The sequence below is a fragment of the Nocardia sp. NPDC049220 genome, from assembly GCF_040647855.1.
Classification (GTDB): domain Bacteria; phylum Actinomycetota; class Actinomycetes; order Mycobacteriales; family Mycobacteriaceae; genus Nocardia.
In genome coordinates this window covers 110,265-135,155 of the sequence record NZ_JBEZDA010000006.1, presented here as the reverse complement: position 1 = coordinate 135,155, position 24,891 = coordinate 110,265, and the positions used below count along the sequence as shown (strand labels likewise).

The window sequence follows — 24,891 nt, the reverse complement described above, 5'->3', positions numbered from 1 at the left end:
TCGGCGCGTCTGCCGACGCCCCGTGGATGTCCGTGGACGCCGGCAGACCCCTGTTCGGCCGGTGACGGCCAACCGTCGGCTTACGCGCCGCCTGCGACCCATTCGGTCATCGCGGTCACCTCCTCCTCGATCGGGTGAACATGATGATCAGCCGCCGCGCCGAATGGCGTCGGCAGTGGTGGCCTTGAGGCAGACCTTGGCGGGAGGACGCGAGAGTGCCTGAGGGCTGGCAGAGAAGGGGAACGTTCTGTGCACCAAAAGAACTGCTCTTGTGGCAGCAGCTTCTGATAATTCAGCTCGCCTGCTGGGGCAACACCGCTGATCTCGGGCCGGGTGCGACCAGGGGCGCGGGGGACTGTGAGTGGCCTCTGCGCACCGCATGTGTGACCCGCTGGCGACCCACCTGGATTGGTCAACTGGGAGGCTCCTTAGCGAAAAGTACTGTCTTGCAGCATATTTAGCGCTGCAGTTCTCGGCGTTGAGTGACTCACTACAGCATTGCGGATTCTGTGACCTCGGCCAATCGCGCGGCGATGGCGCGGTGATGGCGTAACGTCGGCGTGTCGATCGGAGACACGCTAAGGTCCGGTTCGTCGATCGGACAGACGTGCTGGGTGAGGGGCAGATGATTCTCGGGCAGGCGTGGACAGGCAAGGATGCCGAAGATCTGCAGAACGCGATGCGCTTGTCCAACGCTGGCTTCGCCACGGTCCTCGGTGTCGCGACGACCACCGTGGCGCGCTGGAAGGCCAACCCGGACGCGCGGATCACCCCGACCAGCCAGCGCCGCCTCGACCGCACGCTGTATGAAGCCGACCGCGCCGACCAACAGAGGTTCACCGAAAGCAGAACCGCGCCAGTCCTGGTGCAGGCCAATGGCAGTACTATCGCATTCGGGCGGCAGCGGACTGTCTCAACGGTGTCTGTCACGCACGATCCGGTCGGCGACCGCTGGTATGAGCTGAGCTTCCAGGCTGCCGCCGCTGACGACGGTCTCGATGGGCCATGGACTTTCCCTGCAGCCTTGCGCTCATTCCAGACAGTCACCGAGTCTGATCTCATGCAGCGACGTGAATTCATGATGCTGATGGGTGCCGAACTGACAGCCCCTGCTCATCATTGGCTGCTGGCTAGCCCAGTCGGTACGGTGACCAGCACGGCTGGTGCCCGAATCCAGCTCGGCACTGTCACAGAGATCGACAGAATCACCGCTAGCCTGCGGCGAATGGACGATCAGATCGGTGGCGGCACGCTGCTGAAGATGGTGCTCGCTCAGGTGCAGCATGTCATCTCGCTGCTGAGGTCGTGCAGATACGACGACACTGTTGGGCGGCGCCTGACCAGCAGCGCTGCAGAGCTTCTACGCCTGGCGGGATGGTCGGCGTTCGACGACGGCCAGCACGCCGCCGCTCAGCGCTACTGGGTCGCCGCGTTGCGCGGCGCGCATGCGGCAGGAGACAACGCGCTTGCGGCTAATGTCCTCGGGTTCATGTCTTGCCAAGCCAAGGATCTCCTGCCGAGCTCCAATGAAGCCGCCACCCTTGCCACCACTGCCCTCGCGGGCTACCGCGGGGGTAGCCGCCGCGTTTCAGCCATCCTGCACCTGCGCGCGGGCGAGGCATACGCCGCCCAACACAGCGTCCGAGAGTGCCGTCGCGCACTCGATGCCGCGTTCACCGACCTGGACCGCGACCACGCTGAATCTGCGCCGGAGTGGAGCTATTGGTGCGACGTGGCGCAGGCCCACGCGCAGGCCGGATACTGTCACCTGCAACTAGGAGACCATCCACGCGCTCAGCATCATCTGCTCGAAGCGCTTCGCCTTCAGGACGATACGAACACACGCGAGGGAGCCCTGCGCTACACGCTATTGGCCACAACACATCTGCAACCAGCCAGCACCGACCTCGACCGTGCTCTCTGCTACGCGCACCAGGCCGTCGACCTCCTCGGCCAGGAAGTAACCTCAGCACGGTGTGTTGAGCACTTGGCCACGATCGCGCGCGACTTCGCGCCGCACCACCGTCACAGCGGAGTTCGCCACCTCATCGACCAGGTCCGCGCCGTCCAGTCGGCGACCCGCAGCCGCCGCGGACATTCAGAGCCGGATGCCGCAACTGGGTGAGAACACGCAAACCCGCAGTGGGCCGCCACATCGACCAGGATCCGGATGCAGTGCAGTGCAGTGCATTTTCTACTCTTCTCCTGCACTGAGGCGGGGGTGAGGCCCGGAGGGGCCAGGAAATGGCGGGACGTGGCTGATAGATAACCGGCTGTGCTGGCGGCCGGGTCGACCGCAAGCTGCTGCCGCGGCAGCACGGCACATATCAGGAACAGAGTTTGCGGGGACGCCGGAGAATTGATCTTCGGCGGCTTCGGTGGCGGCGGCCCTGATGGTATCGCTCGACACTCACTCCGCCTGCGATTGTTTCAGTCGCTCGAATATGACTTCGGGCGTGGTCGACCAGTGGTCTTTCTCCTGGGCCAGCAGGTGGAACAGTTCGGCGCTGCCATCGGCGAGGACGGTGGGGAGTCCGCATTCATCGAGGGTTTCAGCGATCTCTCCCATTTCGGCTTCCCAGCGCCATGCGCGGGCGGCGACGCTCGGCAGGTACGCGCGGTCAACCAGCATGGTCGCGCCGAATTGCTCTGCTTCGCGGACAAGCGCATCGGTGATGCCGTGCGAGTCGGCGAGGGCGTGAGCAATAGCTGCGAGCAGCCTGCTGGTGCGCAGGTAGGACGCGGTAGCCATTTTCAGGGCGCTGGCCGCGCCGATCGTTTTCCCGAGCACGGTGGTGTCGAGTTCACTGGTAGAAAACAGATCGCGGGCTTCGATGGTCGCATCGGTAGGGCCGGCAAGGTAGATGCGCGGTCGAGCGTCGTCGTGTGGCGGCGGGCCGCTGATGACAGCGTCCACGACGCTGGCACCGGTTGGTGCAAGCTGGTCATGGATGTGGTGCATCCGGCGAGGGCTGATCGCGTTGGCGTCGACGTAGATGCCGGGGTAGTGGTGTTCGGCGACGAGATCGGCTATGTGCTCGGCCGCGGCAGACGGACAGATTGACAGCACCACGGGGGCTTCGGTGAGTAACTCGGTGAGGTCCTCGACGGGTTGAAGTTGGGCCTGGTGTGCTCGCTGCTGGGTCGCGTCGCTGCGCCCAGTCGGGTGCCACAGCACGGTGTGCCCGCCGCCGACGAGTTGGGCGCCGATCGCGGCACCCATCTGCCCAGGATGTAGGAGTCCGACGATCACCGTGCCTCACCACCGCTGGGCAGCGCCTGCCGAGTTCGAATCGGTGAGCAGATGATGAGTTCCCGCAAGGTGGTCGCCAGTGCCGAGGTTTGGAAACGAGGACGCTCTAGAGCAGTGCTCAGCTGTAGCAGTCGGCGTGCGATGGATTCGGTGCGGCGTTGCCCACCGACTTCCAACACCTGCTCGACTTGTTCGGCCGCTCCGTCGAGGTCGGATTGCGCGAGCCGAGCAACGGCGAAATCCAGGCGAGCCAACGAAATTTCACCGAGGCGACGTTCCTTGGGCGGGTCGGTCTCATATAGCTCGACCGCCTCGGCAGAGAGACGTTCGGCCTTGGCGATGTTGGGTTGACCGCCGAGCCACAACCGGGCGGCACCACCGTAGAACTGCTGTTTGGCGATCGGGAACGCCATCATTCCACCCGGATCATCAGGGGAGGTGACTGCCTCACGGGCCCTCTCGGCGCGCAAAAGGGCATCATCGGTGCCCACAGCGTCGCGCAGGCGGGCGCGGGCGCGGGCCTCGATACAGGCGAGCCGGACACGGGCGGTGCCGGTTTCGGGCGTGAAGCGCCAGCCGTCCTCAGCAAGGTCGACTGCGACACGGGCCCGGTCATCCCAATAAGCGATGAGGGCCTGCGTGCCGCGGATCCATGCCCGCATTCCATTGTGCCCTGCCAACTCCGCAGCCAAGTACGCAGTGCGGGCTTGAGTTTCAGCAGCCGCGAAGTTGCCCAGGTCGAACGATGCATTCGACAACACAGCGCACAACACGGCGGCAATTAGATACAGCTCGCGGGTCTGGCCCGGTGCTTGCCGTCCCTCCAGCAGGCCGAACACTCGATCACGAAGGCACCGCAGCTCGACGAACAACGGATACACCGGCCGGCTCGGGTAGACGCTGACGATCCGGCGCAGGTCGGCGTGGAACTGCTCGATGGTGCGCGGGCCTACGTTTGTTTGCTCGGCGAACTGGCCGAACCGGGCCGACTCGGCTGCTGCCATGGATGTGGCCTCCTCGATCTCATCCCACAAACTCCCTAACCGCGACGACCGCGGCCGGCTCACAGGATCCGCACTCTCCATATGAGGGTCCAGCACTGCCAGCGCCGTCGTGGAGTCCACCGCGTCGGGTGGCTTGGATTCTCTTGTGCAGGGTTGAGCGAACAACGCTTCAGGAGATTCGCGAAACATCTGCTCAAGCACCCGACATGCGGCTGGGCGCGGCAGCCTTGTCAGACCACCCGTCACCCATCGGGTCGCCGAGCGTGGTGACAGCGAGACCGTTCCGTCTTTACTCGACGGTTGGGCGAGAGTGGCTGCTGTCTGGTTGAAGGCGCGCATGAACTCGATGACGGTCAATCTCCGCTGGCGCAGCAGCTCCTCAAGGCGTGTACGAGCAACTTGATCGTTGACCCTGACCACCTTCTTCCTGGATGTCCGCTGGCTGTGTGCTCATGCGAGATCAGGCTACGGACTTCCGCACCGCGACGGGAGAATGGCTACCGAATGGCATGTAAATGGCTATCGAATGGCCACCTAATGGCCGAGATCGCCGCCGCATGATCGAACCCACCGCTTCGGACAGACCCAGAAGGCGAGGAAACCGATCAACCAAACGGCAGACTGCCGGATGCCCATGTGCGTCAGGTGATCCGATACCGATATTCACCACGTGAACAGCACTGACGAGACACCGTGCATGGCCGACGAATCTGCGGCTGGTCATCGGATTGCAGGCCTGCGGGACGTGAAATCTGATGTATCCGCGGTGCGGTCGAAGCGGAGCTCACCACGACGCAGGCTCGCGACATCCCACGCAGCCGTGACCACAGTTCGAGCGGCCCCAGTGGCTGGCCGCACACCTTGTCATCGGCCGGATTCGACGAGCACTGAAGGAATTAGGAAATTATTCAACTGCACATATTCCTGATCATTGTGGCGATCGCGGGTGTGGCCGCTGGTGTCGTGTGGAGACGTCGATGCCGTCATCCAGATGGTCAGCCCGCCACCGACCTGCACCAGCGGTGGCGCTGGAACGAAGATGATGCTGCTACTGCGGTATTTTGGTTGTTCAATTCGTCTCACCGTGCACCAGACAACCCTTTCACTGTTGAGCAAGCCCACCGCACAATGCAGTTGCACAAACACTGCCGCGCGGATTCATGCTCACGTAAGCAGGAGGCGTTCCGAACACTAGTGGCGGCAGGTCGGGTGGTGCCCGACAGCCGCGCCGACGGGTACGCGCGGTGACGACCGCTGGCACGCGTCATATTGCCGTGCCTCGCCAACTACAGCCGTTGCTGCATAGGCCTCGGCCTGGTAGCGGAGCTGGTCATGCTGCTCGGTGCTGGCGGCGAGGCAGCAAATCGACTTCGGCAGCTGATCGAGGCTATTCAAGGGCCCTCAGAAAGGCTTGGCACGGTGGATGCGAAGTTGTTGGCTGAGCCGAATTGGCTGCGCGACCCGATAGTTGGGGTCCTGACCGGCCGGAAGGCGGTGATTTTAGATTGGGACGGCACCATCGTCGACAATCAGTCGCGGAACTATCAGGTGGTGTGCGACGCGTTGGCGCCATATCAGGTCACAATCGAGCAGGACTGGTATCGCCGCCATTGCGGGCTACCGATCTACGAACTGCTTAGCAGACTCGATGGCGCTGAGCAGCTACCGCTTCCTGAGATCATTGAAGCCAGCCGTCGAGCGCTGCTCACATCGACAACACCGGACACGCTTAGACCGAACACCGCCGTCATCGGTCTCGCCAAATACGCCAACTGCATCGGCCTTCGGTGTGCTATCGCATCCGGTGCGTCGTCCGTCCTCGTCAACGCCGGGATTGACGCACTGGGTCTGCGCGCTCTCTTCCACGCCGTCGTCACGCGCGACGATGTCGCACACGGCAAGCCAGCCCCGGACACCTTTCTTGAGGCGGCATCACGACTCGGCGTCGACCCCGCGGCGTGCGTTGCTGTCGACGACGCACGTGATGGCATCCAAGCGGCCCGAACTGCGGGGATGCGGGTTCTCACCATCGGCGAGAACCTGCAACTTGCCGAGGTGCCCGCCTCGATAGGTAACCCCTAGGTGGCCAGCAGATCGTGCGCTCAGTCCGTGAGTGACTGAGGAACGCGGCTTGCTTGGTGGCTGAGTATTTGGCCGGAAGTGGCTTTGGCGAGCGAACCATCGTGCACCAACTCCGCTGCGGCGGGTCGCTTCCGCGGCCAGCTTGGGCGGAAGGTGCTCGTCGTCCCCACATGTCGGTTTCTCTATGGGGTCACACCCAGCGGAGGACCTTCGTAGTTCGCACGTTGTGAGGTAGACGGACTGGGTGGGACGCTGCCAGCCCGTCTCCAACAGTTCGGTCGCGCGGCGGAAGGGCAGCCAGCGCGGCCCCGCGGCCGGATCGACATCGTCGAGGTTCAGGCCTAAATGTGGTGTCTCATGACGTGGGTGCCTCGATGTCGATCTCGAAGACGAGTTGTTCGGGTTCTAGGAGCGGCCGGGCAGGGACGGCGATTCCGGTGTCGGTGAGTCGATAGGTGCGGAGCGGGACTCGGCTGATCGGCGGCTTGTGCCCGATGCCTGCGTGCGGGCGGTCGTGGTTGTAGTGGTTGAGGAACTCGACCAGCGCGGCCCGGCGAGCTTGTTCGGAGTCGTAGTCGCGGACGTAGGCCCATTCGCGGGCCAGGGTGCCGTTGAACCGCTCGACCTTCCCGTTGGTGCGTGGGGTGTAGGGGCGGGTCCGTTTGTGCACGGTCCCGGTGCATTCCAGCGCGGCGGCCCACCGGCGGGACCGGTAGCAGGCACCGTTGTCGGTGAGCACGCGGTGGATGCGGGCGATGCCATGCTCGGTGAAGAATCCGACCGCGCGTAGCCACCATTCCGCCGCGGTGGTGGCTTTCTCGTCGTCGAGGGCTTCGGTGTAGGCCAGCCTGGAATGGTCGTCGAGGGCGGTGTGCAGGTAGGTGTAGCCGACCCGGCATGTGCCGGGTCCGGTTCGCTTGGATGCCAGGGCGTTCGGGCTGCCTCGGCCGTGGGCCCGCCAACCGCCGCCGGTGGGGACGCGTCCGAGTTTCTTGACACCGACGTGGACCAGGCTGCCAGGTTCGGTGTGTTCGTAGCGGACCACTTTCCGCAGCTGGGTTCCGGTCGGCGGGTCGATATCGGTGAGCCGGTTCAGCCCACGGCGCACCAGGACCCGGTGCACGGTCGCCGGAGCCACTACGATGGCGTGTTCGGCGTGCAGGACGGCGGCGATGCGGGCGGGCCCGAACTTGCGGGTGCGGCGCACCTGCTCGATCAGATCCACGATATCGTCGTCGGTCCGGGCGGGACTGCGGTTCGGTGCCGAGGAACGATCCTGCAGGCCAGCGTCACCGTGAATGCACCAGCGCCCGTACCACTTGGCCAGGCAGCGGCGTGAGATCCCAGCTTCGGCGGCGACATGGGCGAGGGGACGTCCCGCGCCGACGCGCTCGCACAAGCGTTTCCGACCTTCCGAGGTCAGCGGCGCATTGCGGTGGTGTCCGCGCCTGGTCCCGGGCACTGAGTCCGGGCCAGTCATGCGGTCCCCGAATAACTTCGATCGACACCCGACCGATAGTGAGGGACGGCACCGACAATTCAGTCAAACAGGAACCGGCAGGTCAGGATGCAGACAGGTTGCCCGCTTCGGGCGGCTGATCGAATACACCTCGCTCGCGGCGGCGGCGGCGGGCGACGTAACGGTTCAGGTCGGTGTTGATAACGTCGGCCAGACTGCGGCCCTCGAGATGCGCCTCCGCTTTCGCAGCATCCCAAAGCTCCTGAGGTACGCGAACGTTCTGCTTGGGTGTAACACCCGTGCGCGGTCTCCCGAGCTTGGCCATGCTGGTGCGCCTCCTCATTTCTGTACTCCCAAAAAATCATGGCATAGGCCCTTGACGCCCGTCTAGGTGCGGAGAGATTATGGGGGTACAGAAAGTCGCGCAGACTCTTGGAGACCAAATGACCACCATCGCCCCAAGCGCCATTGCCGCCACCATCCGAACCGACGAGCTCCAGGCCGGTGACGTAGTCGAGCACCGCCGCAGCGGCGAACGCTTCACTGTCGCCACCGTGACGAAGTGCGTCATCGACTGGCGGTTCCATCGGCCCGGCGCTGCGGCCTTCGAGAGCGGCATGGAGATCGTCGGCTGCGACTCCGACGGTGAGCGGGTTCGCTTCACCGCCGCGCAGTCCTGCCCGTGGTGGGTCATCGAACTCAACCGCTGAAACTGAGGTCAGCGGGAGATGGCCTATTCCCGGCCAGCTGTATCCACTCCCGCCCGCTGAGTCGAGAGTTGCCCAGAGTACAGACTCAGGCCCCGCCTTCGGGCGGGGCCTGAGTCATGTCAGCCGCCTGATCACGATGGCACCAATGTCATGAGATGGCACACCTAAAGGTCTGTGAGGTGAGCGAGAAGTCGCATGCCGTATTTGCCTGTTGCCGATGAGCCGCAGCCGCTCAAAAGCTCTTGGTGAGAGGCACACACGCTGTGTGGCGTCCTATTGCCTGTTTGTATAGCGGCTTGGACAGTGGCCGACAAGAGGGACTTAGGTCCCACCAGCCGCAGTCGATGCTCTCCAGCTGTTCGGCCCCGGCTGTATCCATGAGCATCAGGAGGATTGCACCGTGGCTGCACCCGTCGCGCAGACCGACCGCACGAACGGGCGGACATCGGCACAGCGAGCGCCGTTCGTGCTGCGGACGCGAGTGGGGGACGCCGGGCCGATCACCTACCTGCTCAACGCGGAGTTGTTCGCGCTTCAGCGCATGGAATCTACGTTGGCCGCGACAAACGCCGCCGGCGATTCTGGCGATGACCAGCGGGGTTTCAGCATGCGCGGCCGCAGCGCGGGTGCGGCCCTGGCCGAACAGTTCAGTGCATGGCACAACCTTTCAGCCAATCCGCCCGAGCCACGGCGAGATCTCGGCCCTCTCCCCACCTATCCTTCGCAGCCAGAATCGAGCACCCGCTGATGATTGTCACGCCTTCCCTCCCTGTAACAGAGGATCTCGATCCAGCAGAAATTTGCGCCAAGGCGCGGGCGTTGTGCGACCCGGTGCTGAGGGAGGCTGTAGACCAACTGCCGGCGCCGCTGCGTCTCATGGCGGGATACCACTACGGCTGGTGGGACTCGACGGGGCGTCCGACTCCCGGACGATCAGGCAAGGGGCTACGGGCTGCCCTCGTGCTTGCTGCCGCTGCCGCCTGCGGGATTGTGGGGCCAACAGTCGTGTCGGCTGCGGCTTCGATCGAAATGCTGCACAACTGGACCTTGATCCACGACGACGTGATCGACGCCGACGAGATGCGGCACGGTCGACCAACAGTGTGGCGAGTGTGGGGCAGTGACGCAGCGCTGGTGCTGGGGGATGCGATGCACGCGATGACGATCCGGATGCTGCTGGACCTGCCGGCCGCACAGATGGCCGAGGCGGTCGACCGACTTGAGACAGTCACCGTCGAGCTGTGCCGGGGGCAGTACGAGGACTGCTTGTTCGAGTCCCGCCCATCGGTGACGGTGGGCGAGTACATGCAGATGGTAGGGGGCAAAACCGGCGCTCTGATGGGCTGCGCATGCGCACTGGGCGCACTATGCGCGTATGCCGACGCTGCGACAATCGGCGCATTCGACAGCTTCGGTCGCGAGCTGGGTGCAGCATTCCAGGCCGCCGACGACGTGCTTGGGATCGTCGGCGATCCAGCCGTGACCGGCAAGCCGGTCGGTACGGACCTGATCCGACGCAAAAGGTCTTTGCCGGTGGTCGCGGCCTTGGAATCGGGTGCCTCGGCCGCCGTGGACCTGGACGAGCTGTATCGATCCGCTGCGCCGATGACTAATACCGAAGTAGCACAAGCCACACAACTGGTGGCGGCCTGCGGCGGCATCGACTGGGCACAGCAGCACGCCCAACTGCGCGCACAGTCTGCGCTGGCCGCGCTGCCCGCTGGGGCCGCCACAGCGGAGCTTGCCGCTTTGACCCAGGCCGCCGTTCGGCGGGTTCAGTAATAGATACGGCCCTTTGAACGGGAACGCGTTCGATCCCGCTGTCCTATCGAATTAACCAACAATTAACAACTAGACGGAAATGGACTAATTCAGTGAGTGTAATAAACTATCCTCAGGTGAGCCTGGGTATCGCACCGAGGATAAGCTCTGATGTCGACCAGGCGGGGGAGCATCTCAAAAAATGGGCTCGCGCTACTGGCATGGTCGGCGAAGGCCCAAGCGGCGACGCCTTCGATGCGATTCTGCTGCACCGGCTGGCAGCCTGGACCTACCCCTACGCAACTGGCGCCGAGCTCGATCTGATGGCCGACTGGATGGGTTGGTTTTTCACCTTCGACGATATACTGGACGACACCGAGAACGGCTGTGATCAATACTTCGCCACTGAGACTGCTGCGACCATCAACTCCATATACACAGGCGTACGGTCATCGCCACCAAGTGACGAGCTCAGGCCTTATTTCGCCGCCATGGAAGATCTATGGCGGCGAACCACAGACGGGATGCCGGCAGATTGGTGCAGGCGCCTCGCGAGTGACATGGTCGAGTATGTCAACTCCTACCGCAGCCAAGCTCTCATCAACGCATCGCGATGCACCCTCGACGAGCCGTCATACCGAACTCACCGTTTGATCTCGAGCGCCGTGTATGTATCACTCGATATCGGCGAGGTCGCTTCTGGAAACCTGCTCCCGGAGTCACTTTTGGTGCATCCCTACATACGCATCGCGCGCAAAGCAGCCACAAATGTTGTGGCATGGGTCAATGATTTGTATTCCGCACCGAAAGAACTCAGCCTGGGTGATTTGTGCAATTACCTTGCCGTTTTGCAGCACCAGGATGGGTTGGAAGTCGAGTATGCAGCCAACAGGGTCAGCCGACATGTCGATACCCAAATCGCGCGCTTTCACGACGCCTCCCGCCACATCCACTCGCAGCTCCTCCCGCAGCTGAGGGCTGAAGATCGGCAGAGCGTGATCGCGATGTTGGACACGTGCGCCTGTTGGATGAGCGGCAATGTCGCCTGGTCGATGGAGACGGCGCGCTACGCGTCCCGCTGCATCAACAATGCATTGCGGAAGACAAGCGGACGGTGACCTGGTGACGACACTGAATGCCGCGAGGGCGGTTTTGGTTGGAAGGCAGCGCGGCACTACCGAGTGGCCCATCGCCTCGCAGATCAGCAGCATGCCATGACAGCAGTACACCATGCCGCTATCCGACGTCCGAAAGGCTCTGACGCAGTCCAGAATTCGGACAGACTCAAGCCTCAGCTGTTGGCGCGGATCGCGGATCCTCGCGACCTAGATGGGTTGCAGAGTGCTGAACTCGAAGCACTGGCCGCGGAACTACGCGAGTTCCTGGTGCAGAAGGTGGCGGTACACGGTGGGCACCTCGGACCGAACCTGGGTGTGGTCGAACTGACTATCGCGTTGCATCGGGTCTTCACCTCACCGCACGATCCGATCATCTTCGACACCGGTCACCAGTCGTACGTGCACAAAATTCTGACCGGCCGAAAGGAGCTTTTCGACCGGCTGCGCACCCGTGGTGGTCTCTCGGGCTACCCCTGCCGAACCGAGAGCATCCACGACTGGACCGAGTCTTCGCACGCCTCTGCGGCCCTGTCCTACGCCGATGGTCTGGCCAAGGCTTTCACACTGACTGGGCAGTCGGATCGTTGCGTGGTCGCTGTGGTTGGAGATGGCGCTCTGACCGGTGGAATGTGCTGGGAGGCTCTGAACAACATCGCAGCCTTGAAGGATCACTCCATAGTCCTGGTAGTGAACGACAACGGCCGCTCCTATGCACCGACCATCGGCGGATTGGCTGACCGGTTGACGAGATTGCGTATCCAGCCTGCCTATCAGCGATTCTCCGATGCGGTAAAGCAGCTCGAGCAGCTCCCTGCGCTCGACCGACCAGCGGATTCGCTGTTGCACGCGATAAAGACCGGTGCCGGCGATGCGGTGAATCCGCAGGTGCTGTTCAGCGATCTCGGTATCGAATATCTGGGTCCGGTCGACGGTCACGATCTGGAGGCGCTGGAATCGATATTCCGGCGTGCCAGAGAGTTCGGCGGGCCGGTGGTCGTCCACACCGTCACCCGCAAAGGGAGGGGGTATCCCCCCGCGGATTATTCGGACGATCTGATGCACAGCCTGGGGCCGTACGATCCGGTGACCGGCCGAGCGGACTCCTCGTCGCCTGGGGAGACCTGGACATCCGTATTCGGCACCGAGATGGTCCGGCAGGGTGAGCAACGCAACGACATCGTCGCCATTACCGCCGCGATGCCAGGTCCGACCGGGTTGAGTGCGTTCGCACAGCGCTTTCCGGACCGGATGTTCGACGTCGGGATCGCCGAGCAACATGCTGTCACCTCAGCCGCCGGATTAGCACTCGGCGGTCTGCATCCCGTGGTCGCGATCTACTCCACATTCTTGAATCGAGCCTTCGACCAAGTACTGATGGATGCCGCCCTGCTGTGTCTGCCTGTCACCCTAGTACTCGACCGGGCCGGGGTGACAGGTCCCGACGGTCCGAGTCATCACGGTGTATGGGACCTCTCCCTGCTCGGGATAGTGCCCGGGATACGGGTGGCCGCGCCACGCGATGCGGCATCACTACGTGAGCAGCTGGCTGAGGCGCTGGCCACCAAAGACGGCCCGACCGTATTGCGTTTCCCAAAAGGCCGTGCGGTCGCCGAGGTACCCGCTGTCGACCGGTTCGACGGAGTCGACGTGCTATTCATCTCCGACTCCGGTCCCGCTGCTGACGTTCTCGTCGTTGCCGTGGGGCCCATGGCGGCCCCAGCTGTCGAGGCTGCCGCGATCTTGACGCGCCGCGGCCTCGAGGTGAAAGTCATCGACCCGCGGTGGGGACTGCCGGTGCCCGATGCCCTGATCAAGTTCGCCGGTGAGAGCCGCCTGGTGGTGACCGTCGAGGACGGCATCGAACACGGCGGTATCAGCGCCTCTGTTGCTCGCCGACTCGCTGAGGCGGATCTCGACGTCAGGGTGCGCGGAATCGGCGTCCCAATGCGATTCCTGGAGCAAGGATCTCGCGAGGAACTCCTCCACGACCTGGGTTTGGACCCCACCGGCATAGCGCAACGTATTAGCCACTGGATGACCGAGCTGGATGGTCGCGGAGTCGGTCGAGAAGCGGAAGGACAGGAATGGTGACACGTTCGCCGAGCATCCACAGTGGCGTGCAGCTGCAGACTGGGGGCAGCGCACCCGAAAGAAAGCGGGTGCTGCTCGCCGACCCGCGCGGACACTGTGCGGGTGTTGATCGGGCAATAGAAACGGTGGAACAGGCGCTCGCACAGAACGGCGCACCTGTGTATGTCCGCAAGGAGATCGTCCACAACCGACATGTCGTAGCGACATTGGCCGACCGGGGCGTGATCTTCGTCAACGACACCGACGAGGTGCCCGAAGGCGGCCTTATCGTGTTTTCCGCGCACGGCATCTCACCGGCTGTCCGTGAGGCTGCTGAGCGGCGAAGTCTGCGAGCTATCGACGCTACCTGCCCGTTGGTCACCAAAGTACACCGGGAAGTACGACGATTCGCCGCCGACGACTACGACATTCTTCTCATCGGACACGCAGGCCATGAGGAGGTCGAAGGAACTGCCGGTGAAGCACCGGATCGAGTGCAACTCGTGGACGGCCCTGACACGGTCGAAGCAATCACGGTGCGCGACGAGTCGAAAATCGTATGGCTGTCGCAAACGACGCTCAGCGTCGACGAAACCATGAAGACAGTGACACGGCTAAGGGCACGCTTTCCGGCACTGACCGATCCGCCGAGTGATGACATCTGCTATGCGACTCAGAACCGGCAACAAGCAGTCAAAGCCATGGCCGCCGAATGCGATCTCGTCATCGTCGTCGGCTCCCGCAACTCATCAAACTCCGTACGTCTGGTCGAGGTCGCTCTGGACGCTGGTGCGCGGGCAGCTCACCTGGTTGATTTCGCACAGGAAGTAGCCCCGGAATGGCTGGACGGTGTTCAGACTGTGGGAGTGACATCCGGCGCGTCCGCGCCTGAGATTCTGGTCCGCGGAGTGCTGGAGCTGTTGGCGCAGAACGGTTTTGACGACGTGCAGACGGTGACCACTACAGAAGAGAACGTGGTCTTCTCTTTACCGTCAGGCGTGAGAGGCCGGCGATCGGGCCCGGCTGCTCCTGAAAGTGCCGGGAGTCAGGATGGCTGAGAGTGCCGTGCTCGGCATGCCGACGATCAGGTCCGCTCCGGCGGCTGTTCTCGCGCCCCGACGCAAGACCCGTCAGTTGAAGGTGGGCAATGTCGGTGTCGGCAGCGATCACCCGATCTCGGTGCAGTCGATGACCACCACCAAGACCCACGACGTGAACGCGACCCTGCAGCAGATCGCGGAGCTCACCGCGTCGGGATGCGACATCGTGCGGGTGGCCTGCCCGCGTCAGGAGGACGCCGACGCGCTGGCGATCATCGCTCGCAAGTCGCAGATTCCGGTGATCGCCGATATTCACTTCCAGCCGCGCTATATCTTCGCGGCGATCGACGCCGGGTGTGCCGCGGTGCGCGTGAACCCCGGCAACATCAAAGAATTCGACGGCCGGGTCGGGGAGGTCGCGAAAGCGGCGGGCGCGGCCGGGATCCCGATTCGCATCGGCGTGAACGCCGGTTCGCTGGACAAGCGGATGTTGGAGAAGTACGGCAAGGCCACGCCGGAGGCGCTGGTGGAGTCGGCGCTGTGGGAGGCGAGCCTGTTCGAGGAGCACGGGTTCGGCGACATCAAGATCTCGGTCAAGCACAACGACCCGGTGGTCATGGTCGAGGCGTACCGGCAATTGGCCGCGCGCTGCGATTACCCGCTACATCTGGGCGTCACCGAGGCGGGACCGGCGTTCCAGGGCACGATCAAGTCCGCGGTGGCTTTCGGCGCGCTGCTCTCGGAAGGGATCGGTGACACCATTCGGGTGTCGCTGTCGGCGCCGCCCGCCGAGGAGGTCAAGGTCGGCGGGCAGATCCTGCAGTCGCTGAACCTGCGGCCGCGCAAGTTGGAGATCGTGTCGTGTCCGTCCTGCGGACGCGCGCAGGTCGACGTGTACACGCTGGCGAACGAGGTGACCGCGGGCCTGGAAGGCATGGAGGTGCCGTTGCGCGTGGCCGTCATGGGCTGTGTCGTGAACGGGCCGGGCGAAGCGCGCGAGGCCGATCTGGGTGTGGCTTCGGGAAACGGCAAGGGCCAGATCTTCGTCAAGGGGGAAGTCGTCAAAACGGTCCCCGAAGCGCAGATCGTGGAAACCCTGATCGAAGAGGCGATGCGTATTGCCGAGAAGATGGGCGAGGACGCCAACGTCAGCGAAATTGATGGCAACCGGCCGAACCGTGCCGTCGAAGATGTACTGCAGATATCGCGATCTGATCCAGGCAAAAGCAGAGAATGGTGATGGCTGCCGTATCACTCTGGTACCGGCCAGCGAGGGAGTGCCACCCGTAGCCCACGACTGTATAGGTGGACACACCGCGTAGAGCCGGCAACTCAAGGGTAAAGACTGACTGTCCGCCAAAAGGCCGGATGTGGCGTCCGCGCTTGCTCAGTGACGCTCATCTTGTGCTCGGCGTCGGGCTTGTGCCATCCACCCTGCGATGGTTGCAGTACAACGCGCCCTGCCGGACCCCTGTCGCACGCGTCAGCGCCTGGGCTCCGAGCACGACGACAGGTCGGTCGGCGAGTGAGGAGGCAGCGGAATGTGACGTGTCGAACTCGCGGCGGCCACGCTGGTGGTCGCATGGTCTGGACATCATCGGGGACTTCGCTGATATGCGACCGCACCAGGCGGTAATCGTGGCGCACGCTCTCCATCTCGCAGCACCTCGCGGCACGGCCTTCAGCCACGGCCCGAAGCAGCTCCTCCCAAGCGATGCGGGTAGCGTCCACTGGCCGGACCGCGCCCCTGGCGGTTGTCCCAGCGGCGGCTATGTCATACGAATACCTGCAAGGTCACCGCCGCACGACGCCGAGGGACGCTCTCCCCGGGCGAGCGCCTTGGAGCGACGGAACGAGCCTGTAATCTGCTCAATGCGCGGCGCGATAGGCCGCGACGATGTCCTCGGGGACACGCCCTCGGCTGGAAACGGTGCGGCCGTTGTTGCGAGCCCATTCCCGGATCTCGCCGGTCTGTACGCGGTTGCCGGACTTGGTCGTGGTGCTGCGGCGGCGGGACAAGCGGCCAGTAGGGTACAACAAGCGGGAGGTGCGGCGTCCGGAGCGGATCTCGGTCGACCGACAGATCGCGCGACTGTTGGACGACCAGGACGTCACCGAGCAGTTGCTTCGCGCCTTGACTTACCGTTGGCGCCACAGCGGCGGCCCTGATGACGATCTTCGGCAGCGGGTGACGCCGACATTGCTTGAGCTGTGGCAGGCGTTCCACAGTGCGGCCGACTTGGGCGCCGTTGGCTTCGTTGGCGTGGGTCGAGGAGCATCCGGACGCCTGCTAGGAGGGCAGGAGGTTGTTCAGCGCGATAAAGAGCTGTTCTGCCCGGTCGAGTGTTGTGTTGTCGATCTTGGACACGAGGGTCCCCTGTTCGCGGAGCAGCTTGGCGGCCGGCTTGTAGTGGGAGAAGTTGCCGTTCGTGATGTTGTTGTCGCGGAAGTGTTTCTCGATTTGCCGGACGATTCTGGGGTCGTGGGTGTTGAGTTCGGTGGTGCTGATTGGCTGGTTGAGCTGTTTCGCGTAGGTGAGATTGACGAGATCGAGGTAGAAGGCCGGCTCGAAGAGGTCTTCGATGTCGGCGTCTTTGGTGCCGGTGATCTGGCTGATCTCGATGAGGCCGCCCTTGGCGAGTTGGTTGTTGTCCCGCAAGCGTTTGACAGCACCTAGGTCATTGGTGCTCGAGTCGGCCAGGACAGCGACGTTGATCTTGTTGGCTCCCAGCAGAGTGACGAAGGTCGAGAGTTTTCCGGAGCCACCGATTGGGGTCTTGACCCATCGTGGGTCCAAGCCGGTCCGGTTTTGTTCGGTGAGCGCGTCGGAGAGGATGTCGAGATAGATCAAATCGCTGGGACCTTCGAGGAGCAGCGTGTGTTCCCCGATGAACAGGTTCTGGGTCATCTCGATGCCCATTGCCGCATAGAGGGGGAAGGCGGTGTCTTCATCGGCTTTGAAGATTTCAGCCGAGACTTTCGTGCCGGTGTCGTCCTCGTCGATCACGGTCCGGGTTCGTTGGAAGTGGTTGGCGGAAACCATGAATGGCGAGTGCGTGGTGTAGATGACCTGGTGTTTGGGTGCCAATCTTTGGTCGATCAAACGGAGCAGGTCTGATTGTGCGCGGCCGTGTAGTGACAGTCCGGGCTCGTCCAGCAGCAGGATGAGGTCCTGTTTGGCTTCCGACTCCAACTCGGTGAAGTAGGCGAGGAAGGAGAAGAACCAGACGAAGCCCCGTGAGCGTTCGTCGAACGGGACCGATGCGCGGTGTCTGCTGTTGTCGACGCGGATCTGGAGGATCGGTCCCTCGTTCAGTGGCGGCAGAGCATCGGGCTCGGGGTTGAAGGGCTGCAGCTTGACTGAGAGTTGTTTGCTTTGGGACCAGTATTCGAATACCTCGTCCGAGATGCCGCCGCTCGCGTTTTCCAGTTCGCGGACCAGATACTCGTGCTTGTTGGCAGCGTTGAAATCTTCGAAGGTGGCCCCGGCTATGCCGAGTAGGCTTTGCAGTGCCTGCTGGCCGCGGGTGAGAATAGATTTATCGCGGCGACTGATGAGATCAGGGATGGACACCTTGCCGGGCATGGAGTCGTAATCATCGAAATAGACAAACTTCGGCAGCTTCGGGGAAAGGATACTGTGCAGACAGTCCCAAGCAGTGCCACCCCACTTATCCAGTTGCGTGAGGAGTTCGCTCGCTGCGGAGGGGATCTCGGGAAGTTCCCGTAACGCCTCGATGAAGTCCACGATATTTTCGGCAGGTTTGATTGCTTCCCGAGTGGTCGGGTCGAGGCTGCCGACGAGGTGTTTGACCATCGTCAGCTCGTCGAATTCGAGGTCGAACGCGCCACCTGTCCTGTAGCCCTCTTCGACAGTGATCAGCTTGCTGGTGAGCGCTGCGCTGCCGAAGTGCTCGGTCACGAGCCCGACCTCGGCATCAGAGAGTTCGAAAGTCGCTTTGACGGCCGGGATGAATCCTGTGACAGTCTTGCGGAGTTTTGACTGCTTCGCGGGGAAGTCGACGACCTCGTCGAAAACCGCCGAATCTTCGACTGGGTTCAGTCGATAGAGGGCTCGCAGGATCGCCGTCTTGCCTGACTCGTTCTTGCCGACCAGACAGGTCACGTCCGGGTCGACCTCGAATACTCCGGAGTCCTCGACTGACCGGTAGTTGAGGACGTGGGCATCGATGAGTTTCACGCGTGTTCGTTCCTCTGCAGACTGGTGGACGCTGACGGACAGGACCGCGAAGAATCTCGGACCCGCGCCCCGCAGCGTCGCTCATGTCCGAGCCCTCCCACCAAGAATCTCCCCGACATCGACCTGGAGATCCCCCCCGACCCTGTCCCTCATGTGTAGGCACCGAGGTTCGGTGACTCCGAGATAGTAGCCGCGGCGCCCGACACTGCCGACGGAATTCGTCCAGACTTCTTGTCGAGTAACGGGATGCGCGGAGGCGATGTGGCGGACAAGCGGATCGCTGGTAGCTGGTAGAAGCCGGCGACGAGCCAGTGGTGTCGAATCGGAGTATGGACAGTGGTTTGAGCGCGCAGGGATTGTCCTTCATCGCATCGCTGTCGGCGTGTCAGCGGGCGAACCCGCTGAGGTGGCCCGCCGATGATAAGGCGCCCGGGCCGGTGTCCAGATCGCATGGTTCAGTTACAGTTACGGTCCAATGCCTGTCGTCGGTGCGGCATCCGCAGCAGGTTCGCTAGCTGGTGGCGGCGTCGTGGGCGCGGCCCTCTCTGTAATCATGGTCTGTGTTCGCGCCGGCTGGGCAGCGGCGGCCGCGCTAAGCCCATCGTCGGTCTCAACTGCGCGGACCCAAGTCGGCATATTAGCTGGCCGACGACTCCAGCTGGTGGGGATGTCGGTGGCGTGGCTGTTGATAAGGTGCAGCTGAACCCCGTTGAGCCCTTTGGTCTCCCACGTGTCGTACAAATTCAGTTCCCCGCACATTCGGCAGGCCGCGCACCACGACCCGAGCCCAGGACTTCGCGTCACTTGCCCCACGATGTAACCTGCGACCACTAACTGCGTCCGGTCGCCGTCTCGCTTGATCTCGATACCATCGACCGGCTCGTAGATCTCCCACATGCGACCGGGCACATATGGTGCAACTCGCCCCATCGCTTTGAGCGCATCCCGGGTCCGGATCAGCACGGGTCCGACGACGGCTTGAACGTCGGTGAGCACTTGGGTGATCTCCAGGACGCGCCTATCCCGCTCAGCATTGCGCAAGGACCGTTGCAATTCAGTAGCGGCATGGCGTTGTTCCTCGGTGGAGATAACCTCACCTAAGCGCAGGTATGGAGCCGCCTCGAAGTCTGCGGCAAACTCGCTTTCATCCCACTCGACCCAGACTCCGAGAATACCTCCGCGCATGCGCGGGTCACCGCACACCAATCCTGTGGATTCAGGGTGGTGGGCGTCGATGACGATGTCGCCGTCATGGAATTTGCGATTCCCATCACGCGGATGATTGTTTACGGACGCTGTGTCCATATCGCTGTTCCCTCTCAATTTCAAGAGTATGGATGCGATCAAGTGTTCCCTTGACCTGGTTACGAAGTTCGGACCCTTCGCACAGGCGGTGGGAAGTCCCCGTGGTCGCGGGCAACAGGCGCGCCTTGAGGTTCTGGTGGCACGAGGCGAGAGCGTTCAGCCTGGGCAGGTTCGCATCCAGTCCGGCGCGGGGCAGGCGTTGGGTGCGTCTGGCGGTGTTGTCCCATCTGACGTCCCCGCAGGTAAATTCGGGAATTCGGTGCGTGTGATACTCACCGGGCAGGATTTGGTGCAGCCGAGGCAGTAGATGCAGCCGCGGCGACTGCGCGCCGCGGAGCTATACTCGCACTGCTTGCACCGTTGGCAGATGCTGCTCACAAACCTGTGGTTGGCTCGGTGGCCTCGGTCTGCGTTTCAGGGTTGATGCCGACCGCATCACGGGATTCGCCCGCTGCGAGGTGTTCCGATGATGGGGTGGCGGTGTAGTCGTGGCCTCGCGCCACCGCGGAGAGGGCGTCAAGGTTCGCGGCTGCCGTGGCAAGGCCGGGGTGGGCTTGTTCGATCAGCTGGTCAATGCGACCTCGCCACTCCCGGGTGAGTGGAGGCGTTTCACCGATCTCATCGCAGTTCATGCTGACCGCGACTGTTCCTCGCCAACCAGCGTGAGGAAAGCCGAGATTAGTGACCACGTAGTCGGCGCGGGGATTCGCCATCTGCGGCGTGTCTGTGGATGCGAAGGTGTCATCGAACCATAGGCACAGTTCGCCGTGATCTTTCGGGACCACAAAGCCGGGAATGCGCAGACTCAGAGCCTCCAACAGTGTCTGGTCTGCTTCGCGGCTGCCGTAGGTGGAGGTGCCGTCAGGCTCGATGAGCAGGTAGTCCACTTGCGCATCGAGAGTGGGCCACGGGCTGGTACGTGCAGTGAATCTGGTCGCGACAACAGCGGGGGTGAGCATGCCCATCGAAACGAGGATCTGGTGACCGGGTTCTTGGGCGAGGCTGTCTGGACTGGAGGTGTCTGCCGCGCGATGGGAGTCAAGGACCGCGCTCAGGCCGCCCGGGATCACCGCATACGGCGACACGAGGTCGATTACCTGCTGCGCGTTGACCAATTCACCTGGTTCCCTCCCGCTTTCGACGAGTACACGGGGTTTGTCGTGCTCAGTGAGGGCGGGGTCGATGACCGCTGCGTAGAATGTCTGCAGGCCGTGATCCCACCCGCAATGGATAGTGCGGGCCGGATGCTCAGCACTGTTGAGTGGTACGAGGTTGATACGGCTGTACGGCATAGCATTCTCCTTGGGCTGCAGTGGAGCGAAGCGGATGTAACAGGAACTGGCAGCGTCCGAGTATCTGCTGGAGTCGTATCCGTTGAGACGTGGCTTCGCACCGCTGGTGTGCCTACCTGAGCGCACCCCCGAGATCCGCAGTCATCGATCAGGAGTGGACTGGATCGTATAGGTGCTATCGGCTGGCAGCTTTTCCACGACTACTACACCCAGTTGCGGTCCCGATCGGGGTTTCAACCGACTGCAAGTAAGAAACCTGTTTCGCTGGCTGCCTCCGCCCGACACGACAGGGATTGCGCTCGTTGCGGAGCACTGTGAGTCCTCCAGCGGTTGCATACGTCGGTGTCGGGCGCTCAAGGGGGCATGATAGCATGATAGCATTACTTAACCTGATATCGATTCTGTCTGTCTGTAACGCGTGGACTTGGTCTAGGTCGAAGGAATTGACACGACACGGACGTGACCTGACACCTGACCTTGAAAGGTAATGAGAGGTAAGACGGTTATGTCGTTGAATGTTCCCGCTGTGGTGCTGGCCGAGACCACGCATGCGGCGTTGATGACTGCGCGGGGGTTACCGCGTGAGGTTCTGGATTCCGGGCATGTCCATATCCCTACCGGGGACGTGAGCGATGAACTGTTAGCCGATGTGGGCGCGGCGGCGGTGCGTGCGGGGGCGGCGACGTTCGCTGCAGGTGTCGAGACGATCATTGCGGCGCGTGCCGGCCGGTTCCGGTCGGTGCCGAACGCGGCGGCAGTGCCGGAGGTGCTGTTGGCGTATCTGGCGCACGAGCCGATCGACGGGTGGGTGTATTTGGACACCGACCTGGGACATGCGGTGCCATGCCTGGTGCTCGACATCCGCCAAACCCCGCATGGTCAGCTGGATGTCACGCTGACCGCGGCCCGGCCGGACAGCTACAGTCATCTGCCGAACACGTGGAGATCGCGGGCGCTGCGGATCGATGCCGCCTGCGATCAGACCCGCGGTGGCCGACCGGAAACGATCTTGCGGCGGCTGGGGTTGTGTAAGGAAACCCCAGCGATGAAACAGCAGTACACCACGCACATGGACGCATTGGTTGAGTTGCTGGCCAATGGTGTCGGCACGCGCTGTGTCGGCAACGGTACCGCGTTACAGATCCAAGAATTCGGGACGGCGTTCCCGCGGAACCTGGACGGGCATATGGTGGTACTGGACACCACATCGTTGCCTGTGGAGTCGCCGATCGAGGCCGAGTTGCGTGAAAGCCGCCCAGCTCAGGTGCCTGGTGATCCGGACTTGTCGAGGATGCCGGTCTGGCCGGTCGTCGAGGTATTCGACCCGGCCGCGGATGAGGCGCTGGTGATGCACATCGCCGACGTGTCCGCCCACGTCTTTGACGACACCCTGATCGACCGATTAGTACTGCCGCACACCCACAGTCGCCTCCTGGACGTACTGACCGGTGACAGCGCAGCATATGTGACAGATCTGATCGCCGGGAAATCGGCCGGCAACCTCATCCTGTGCCAGGGATCGCCCGGAGTGGGCAAGACACTGACCGCAGAGGTGTACGCCGAGACGCTGAACAAGACCCTGTACCGGGTGGATCTAGGAATCCTGCTCGGCGACAAAGGCGTCGGCGCCCCAATTCGCCACACCCTGGCCACGGTGTTCGAACGGGTACGGCGTTGGGATGCGGTTCTGCTGATTGATGAGGCCGATGTGCTGGTCGGTACTCGCGGCAATGACTTGGCCCGCAACGCGCTCACCGCCGAATTCCTGCGCGTGCTCGAATACTTCGACCGGTTGGCATTCTTGACAACCAACCGGCCCTACGACATCGACGACGCGATTCGCTCCCGGTGTGCAGCGGTCATCACCTACCAGCCACCCACCGGGCAGGACGCAGCCCGCGCGTGGCAGACACTGGCTGCACTACACCAGCGCCAGTTGCCACCACCGCTCATCGAGCAACTGATCGAGGCATTTCCTGTGATCAGCCCGCGTGATATGCGCCAATTGCTGCGACTGGTCGCCCAGGTCGCCGCCCACGAAGACCGCGAATTCAGCATTGATCTGTTCCGCGAATGCTCCGTGTTCCGCGGACTGACGCCGGCGGCGGCATAGGTCGTGCGGCGTGCGAGACCGCCACCAACCGCTTCAGGGGAACCTGGCCGCGACCAGTAGGCCGTTGCGCGGCAGCGAAGCGCAACGGCGCGATGACTACGGAACTCCCCAAACAGCAGAACCGGCCACCGAGTATGTAGCCGGTCTCCGCGAGTGATGGTCGCACACGCGGCCAGAGAAGATTCGAGCCCGACCGCCATCAATGAACATGCCAGGGTGTCGGCACCATGCCCCAACCCCGCATCCGATTAAGAGGAGAAAGCGCACCATGACAACCTTTCTCGACATCACCTATGAACTGCTCATCGAGCCCGATGACCCCGCCATCGGCGCGGACGATCGCATCGGAGTCGGATTTCACTACGCCGGAACCTGGTCGGTGGTCTACCTCAGCCGTGGCCGCCACCCCGGAGCCGCGTACAACCCCGCCACCGACCGCGCAATATCCACGCATGCGATGGAATGCGGCGGCGATTTCGTGACCCACATGCACACCGAAGACCGCGAAACGATCGAGCAGGTACACGCGACACTGGCACCCTGGTACGCCACCGAACGCGAGCGGGGCCAGGTGCCCGATGTGGTGGCGTTCGAACTGGCCGAGCACCTGGACGTACTCGCCCACTGGGCGGCGGGCGGCAAATGGGAGGTAGTGATTCCACGGATCGACGCACCAACCTTGCACGTGGGGGACTTTCCCACCCCGGCTGCCGCCTGGACCGCCGCCGAATCCGGGTGCGTGTTCGACCTGGCCAGAATCAACCCTGAGGAATGGGACCTGGTTCTGTCCGACCTGCATGTCCGCTCGGTTCCGCTCGGCCAGGTCGGGTGAGGCGATCATGATCAATGACGGCTCCGGGCCGACGCTGGCCCAGATCCTCGAAGAAGCGGGCGCACCTGATGGTGGTCTCGGAAAGATCGCACCAGAATTGCTGGAGCGAGCGCTGCTGGATGCAGGTGTGGGCGTGAGCCAATTCCGGTACCTCTTTGAACGGTTGGCCAATCCGGATCTGCTGCTACTGGCGGTGCCGGTGGGCAAAGACTTGGCTGTCCCGGCTGTGTTAGGTCGCCGAGCGGGATGCGTCTTCGCTCCCGATGATGACGCGGCAACAGTTGCGCGGAATCTGGCCGCCCGCCCTGGATACCCGGATGCCCGTGTGGTGTCCTACGACGACGAGGAGTATCCGACGCAGGTGCGATGGGGTGGTGATGAGGCGCCGTTGCCGGACTGGGAGGAGTCAGACACCGAATGGGCACGTCTGACCGCGGCTGATGGCCGGATGTATGGCTACCACGACGATGTGATCCGCGAGGCCATCACCGGGCACTACGGCCGGGCTGTGGCCAACGAAGTACTCCGGATAGAAGGGCATGAACCTTAACCGCCAGCGAATAGGAGGCCAAGGCCAGCGGCTATCTGGCTCGGCCTCCTGTGGGATCGCAGAACAGGTGGGGAATTGTTGAGCGTGTTGTCCGCGAACTA

At 63.0% G+C, this 24,891-nt stretch carries 18 protein-coding genes and 3 pseudogenes; 12 read left to right on the top strand and 9 right to left on the bottom strand.

The window, feature by feature from the left end; all coding sequences use genetic code 11:
* Positions 1-625 precede the first annotated feature (625 nt).
* Positions 626-2,125 carry a hypothetical protein gene (locus tag AB0C34_RS17750; RefSeq protein ID WP_357073550.1) on the top strand — a complete coding sequence of 500 codons (1,500 nt, stop codon included), beginning with the start codon at positions 626-628 and terminating at the stop codon, positions 2,123-2,125.
* A gap of 285 nt (positions 2,126-2,410) precedes the next feature.
* Here AB0C34_RS17750 and AB0C34_RS17745 read toward each other — a convergent pair whose 3' ends face one another.
* The 3 genes from AB0C34_RS17745 to AB0C34_RS17735 all read right to left on the bottom strand — a co-directional run bounded on the left by AB0C34_RS17745 (position 2,411) and on the right by AB0C34_RS17735 (position 5,403).
* Positions 2,411-3,223 carry a DUF1932 domain-containing protein gene (locus tag AB0C34_RS17745; protein WP_357073547.1) on the bottom strand — a complete coding sequence of 271 codons (813 nt, stop codon included), beginning with the start codon at positions 3,221-3,223 and terminating at the stop codon, positions 2,411-2,413.
* Between the two features lie 26 nt (positions 3,224-3,249).
* Positions 3,250-4,257: an XRE family transcriptional regulator gene (locus AB0C34_RS17740; protein WP_357073544.1), complete on the bottom strand. Its 1,008-nt coding sequence runs from the start codon at positions 4,255-4,257 to the stop codon at positions 3,250-3,252.
* A gap of 864 nt (positions 4,258-5,121) precedes the next feature.
* Complete coding sequence (locus tag AB0C34_RS17735) at positions 5,122-5,403, bottom strand: hypothetical protein (RefSeq protein WP_357073541.1); 282 nt, start codon at positions 5,401-5,403, stop codon at positions 5,122-5,124.
* 186 nt (positions 5,404-5,589) lie between these two features.
* On the opposite strand from AB0C34_RS17735, the gene AB0C34_RS17730 reads away from it, so the two are divergent.
* The gene (locus AB0C34_RS17730; RefSeq protein ID WP_357073538.1) at positions 5,590-6,339 is read left to right on the top strand and encodes an HAD family phosphatase; all 750 of its coding nucleotides are present in this window, start codon (positions 5,590-5,592) and stop codon (positions 6,337-6,339) included.
* 466 nt (positions 6,340-6,805) lie between these two features.
* On the opposite strand, the pseudogene AB0C34_RS17725 reads toward AB0C34_RS17730, so the two are convergent.
* Positions 6,806-7,819 (bottom strand): annotated as a pseudogene (locus tag AB0C34_RS17725) (IS481 family transposase); the annotation flags it as partial.
* Between the two features lie 82 nt (positions 7,820-7,901).
* On the bottom strand, positions 7,902-8,123 hold the full coding sequence (locus AB0C34_RS17720) for a hypothetical protein (protein ID WP_357073535.1): 222 nt from the start codon (positions 8,121-8,123) through the stop codon (positions 7,902-7,904).
* Positions 8,124-8,241: 118 nt separating this feature from the next.
* Here AB0C34_RS17720 and AB0C34_RS17715 point away from each other — a divergent pair, with 118 nt between their 5' ends.
* From AB0C34_RS17715 to ispG, 7 genes and pseudogenes are all read left to right on the top strand, one after another.
* Complete coding sequence (locus AB0C34_RS17715) at positions 8,242-8,508, top strand: hypothetical protein (protein WP_357073532.1); 267 nt, start codon at positions 8,242-8,244, stop codon at positions 8,506-8,508.
* A 400-nt stretch (positions 8,509-8,908) separates the two neighbouring features.
* Positions 8,909-9,256: a hypothetical protein gene (locus AB0C34_RS17710; protein WP_357073529.1), complete on the top strand. Its 348-nt coding sequence runs from the start codon at positions 8,909-8,911 to the stop codon at positions 9,254-9,256.
* A gap of 83 nt (positions 9,257-9,339) precedes the next feature.
* A complete protein-coding gene (locus tag AB0C34_RS17705) occupies positions 9,340-10,290 on the top strand; it encodes a polyprenyl synthetase family protein (protein ID WP_357073526.1) in 951 nt (316 codons plus the stop codon).
* A gap of 116 nt (positions 10,291-10,406) precedes the next feature.
* The gene (locus AB0C34_RS17700) at positions 10,407-11,387 is read left to right on the top strand and encodes a terpene cyclase (protein WP_357073523.1); all 981 of its coding nucleotides are present in this window, start codon (positions 10,407-10,409) and stop codon (positions 11,385-11,387) included.
* Between the two features lie 177 nt (positions 11,388-11,564).
* Positions 11,565-13,478 carry a 1-deoxy-D-xylulose-5-phosphate synthase gene (gene dxs / locus AB0C34_RS17695; protein ID WP_357073794.1) on the top strand — a complete coding sequence of 638 codons (1,914 nt, stop codon included), beginning with the start codon at positions 11,565-11,567 and terminating at the stop codon, positions 13,476-13,478.
* Positions 13,479-13,540: 62 nt separating this feature from the next.
* Positions 13,541-14,515, top strand: a pseudogene (locus tag AB0C34_RS17690) (4-hydroxy-3-methylbut-2-enyl diphosphate reductase); the annotation flags it as partial.
* A pseudogene (gene ispG / locus AB0C34_RS17685) lies at positions 14,508-15,629 on the top strand (flavodoxin-dependent (E)-4-hydroxy-3-methylbut-2-enyl-diphosphate synthase); the annotation flags it as partial. The pseudogenes AB0C34_RS17690 and ispG, both read left to right, overlap by 8 nt.
* A 737-nt stretch (positions 15,630-16,366) precedes the next feature.
* Here the strand turns inward: ispG and AB0C34_RS17680 are convergent.
* The 4 genes from AB0C34_RS17680 to AB0C34_RS17665 all read right to left on the bottom strand — a co-directional run bounded on the left by AB0C34_RS17680 (position 16,367) and on the right by AB0C34_RS17665 (position 21,295).
* On the bottom strand, positions 16,367-16,516 hold the full coding sequence (locus AB0C34_RS17680; RefSeq protein ID WP_357073520.1) for a histone-like nucleoid-structuring protein Lsr2: 150 nt from the start codon (positions 16,514-16,516) through the stop codon (positions 16,367-16,369).
* A 271-nt stretch (positions 16,517-16,787) separates the two neighbouring features.
* Entirely contained in the window at positions 16,788-18,698 is a 1,911-nt protein-coding gene (locus AB0C34_RS17675) for an AAA family ATPase (RefSeq protein WP_357073517.1), read from the bottom strand.
* A gap of 465 nt (positions 18,699-19,163) precedes the next feature.
* The gene (locus AB0C34_RS17670; RefSeq protein WP_357073514.1) at positions 19,164-20,003 is read right to left on the bottom strand and encodes a hypothetical protein; all 840 of its coding nucleotides are present in this window, start codon (positions 20,001-20,003) and stop codon (positions 19,164-19,166) included.
* A gap of 374 nt (positions 20,004-20,377) precedes the next feature.
* Complete coding sequence (locus AB0C34_RS17665; protein ID WP_357073511.1) at positions 20,378-21,295, bottom strand: hypothetical protein; 918 nt, start codon at positions 21,293-21,295, stop codon at positions 20,378-20,380.
* Between the two features lie 505 nt (positions 21,296-21,800).
* Here AB0C34_RS17665 and AB0C34_RS17660 point away from each other — a divergent pair.
* The 3 genes from AB0C34_RS17660 to AB0C34_RS17650 all read left to right on the top strand — a co-directional run bounded on the left by AB0C34_RS17660 (position 21,801) and on the right by AB0C34_RS17650 (position 24,790).
* Positions 21,801-23,408 carry an AAA family ATPase gene (locus AB0C34_RS17660; RefSeq protein WP_357073508.1) on the top strand — a complete coding sequence of 536 codons (1,608 nt, stop codon included), beginning with the start codon at positions 21,801-21,803 and terminating at the stop codon, positions 23,406-23,408.
* A 268-nt stretch (positions 23,409-23,676) separates the two neighbouring features.
* The gene (locus AB0C34_RS17655; RefSeq protein ID WP_357073505.1) at positions 23,677-24,240 is read left to right on the top strand and encodes a hypothetical protein; all 564 of its coding nucleotides are present in this window, start codon (positions 23,677-23,679) and stop codon (positions 24,238-24,240) included.
* A gap of 7 nt (positions 24,241-24,247) precedes the next feature.
* On the top strand, positions 24,248-24,790 hold the full coding sequence (locus AB0C34_RS17650) for a DUF6302 family protein (protein WP_357073502.1): 543 nt from the start codon (positions 24,248-24,250) through the stop codon (positions 24,788-24,790).
* Positions 24,791-24,891 lie beyond the last annotated feature (101 nt).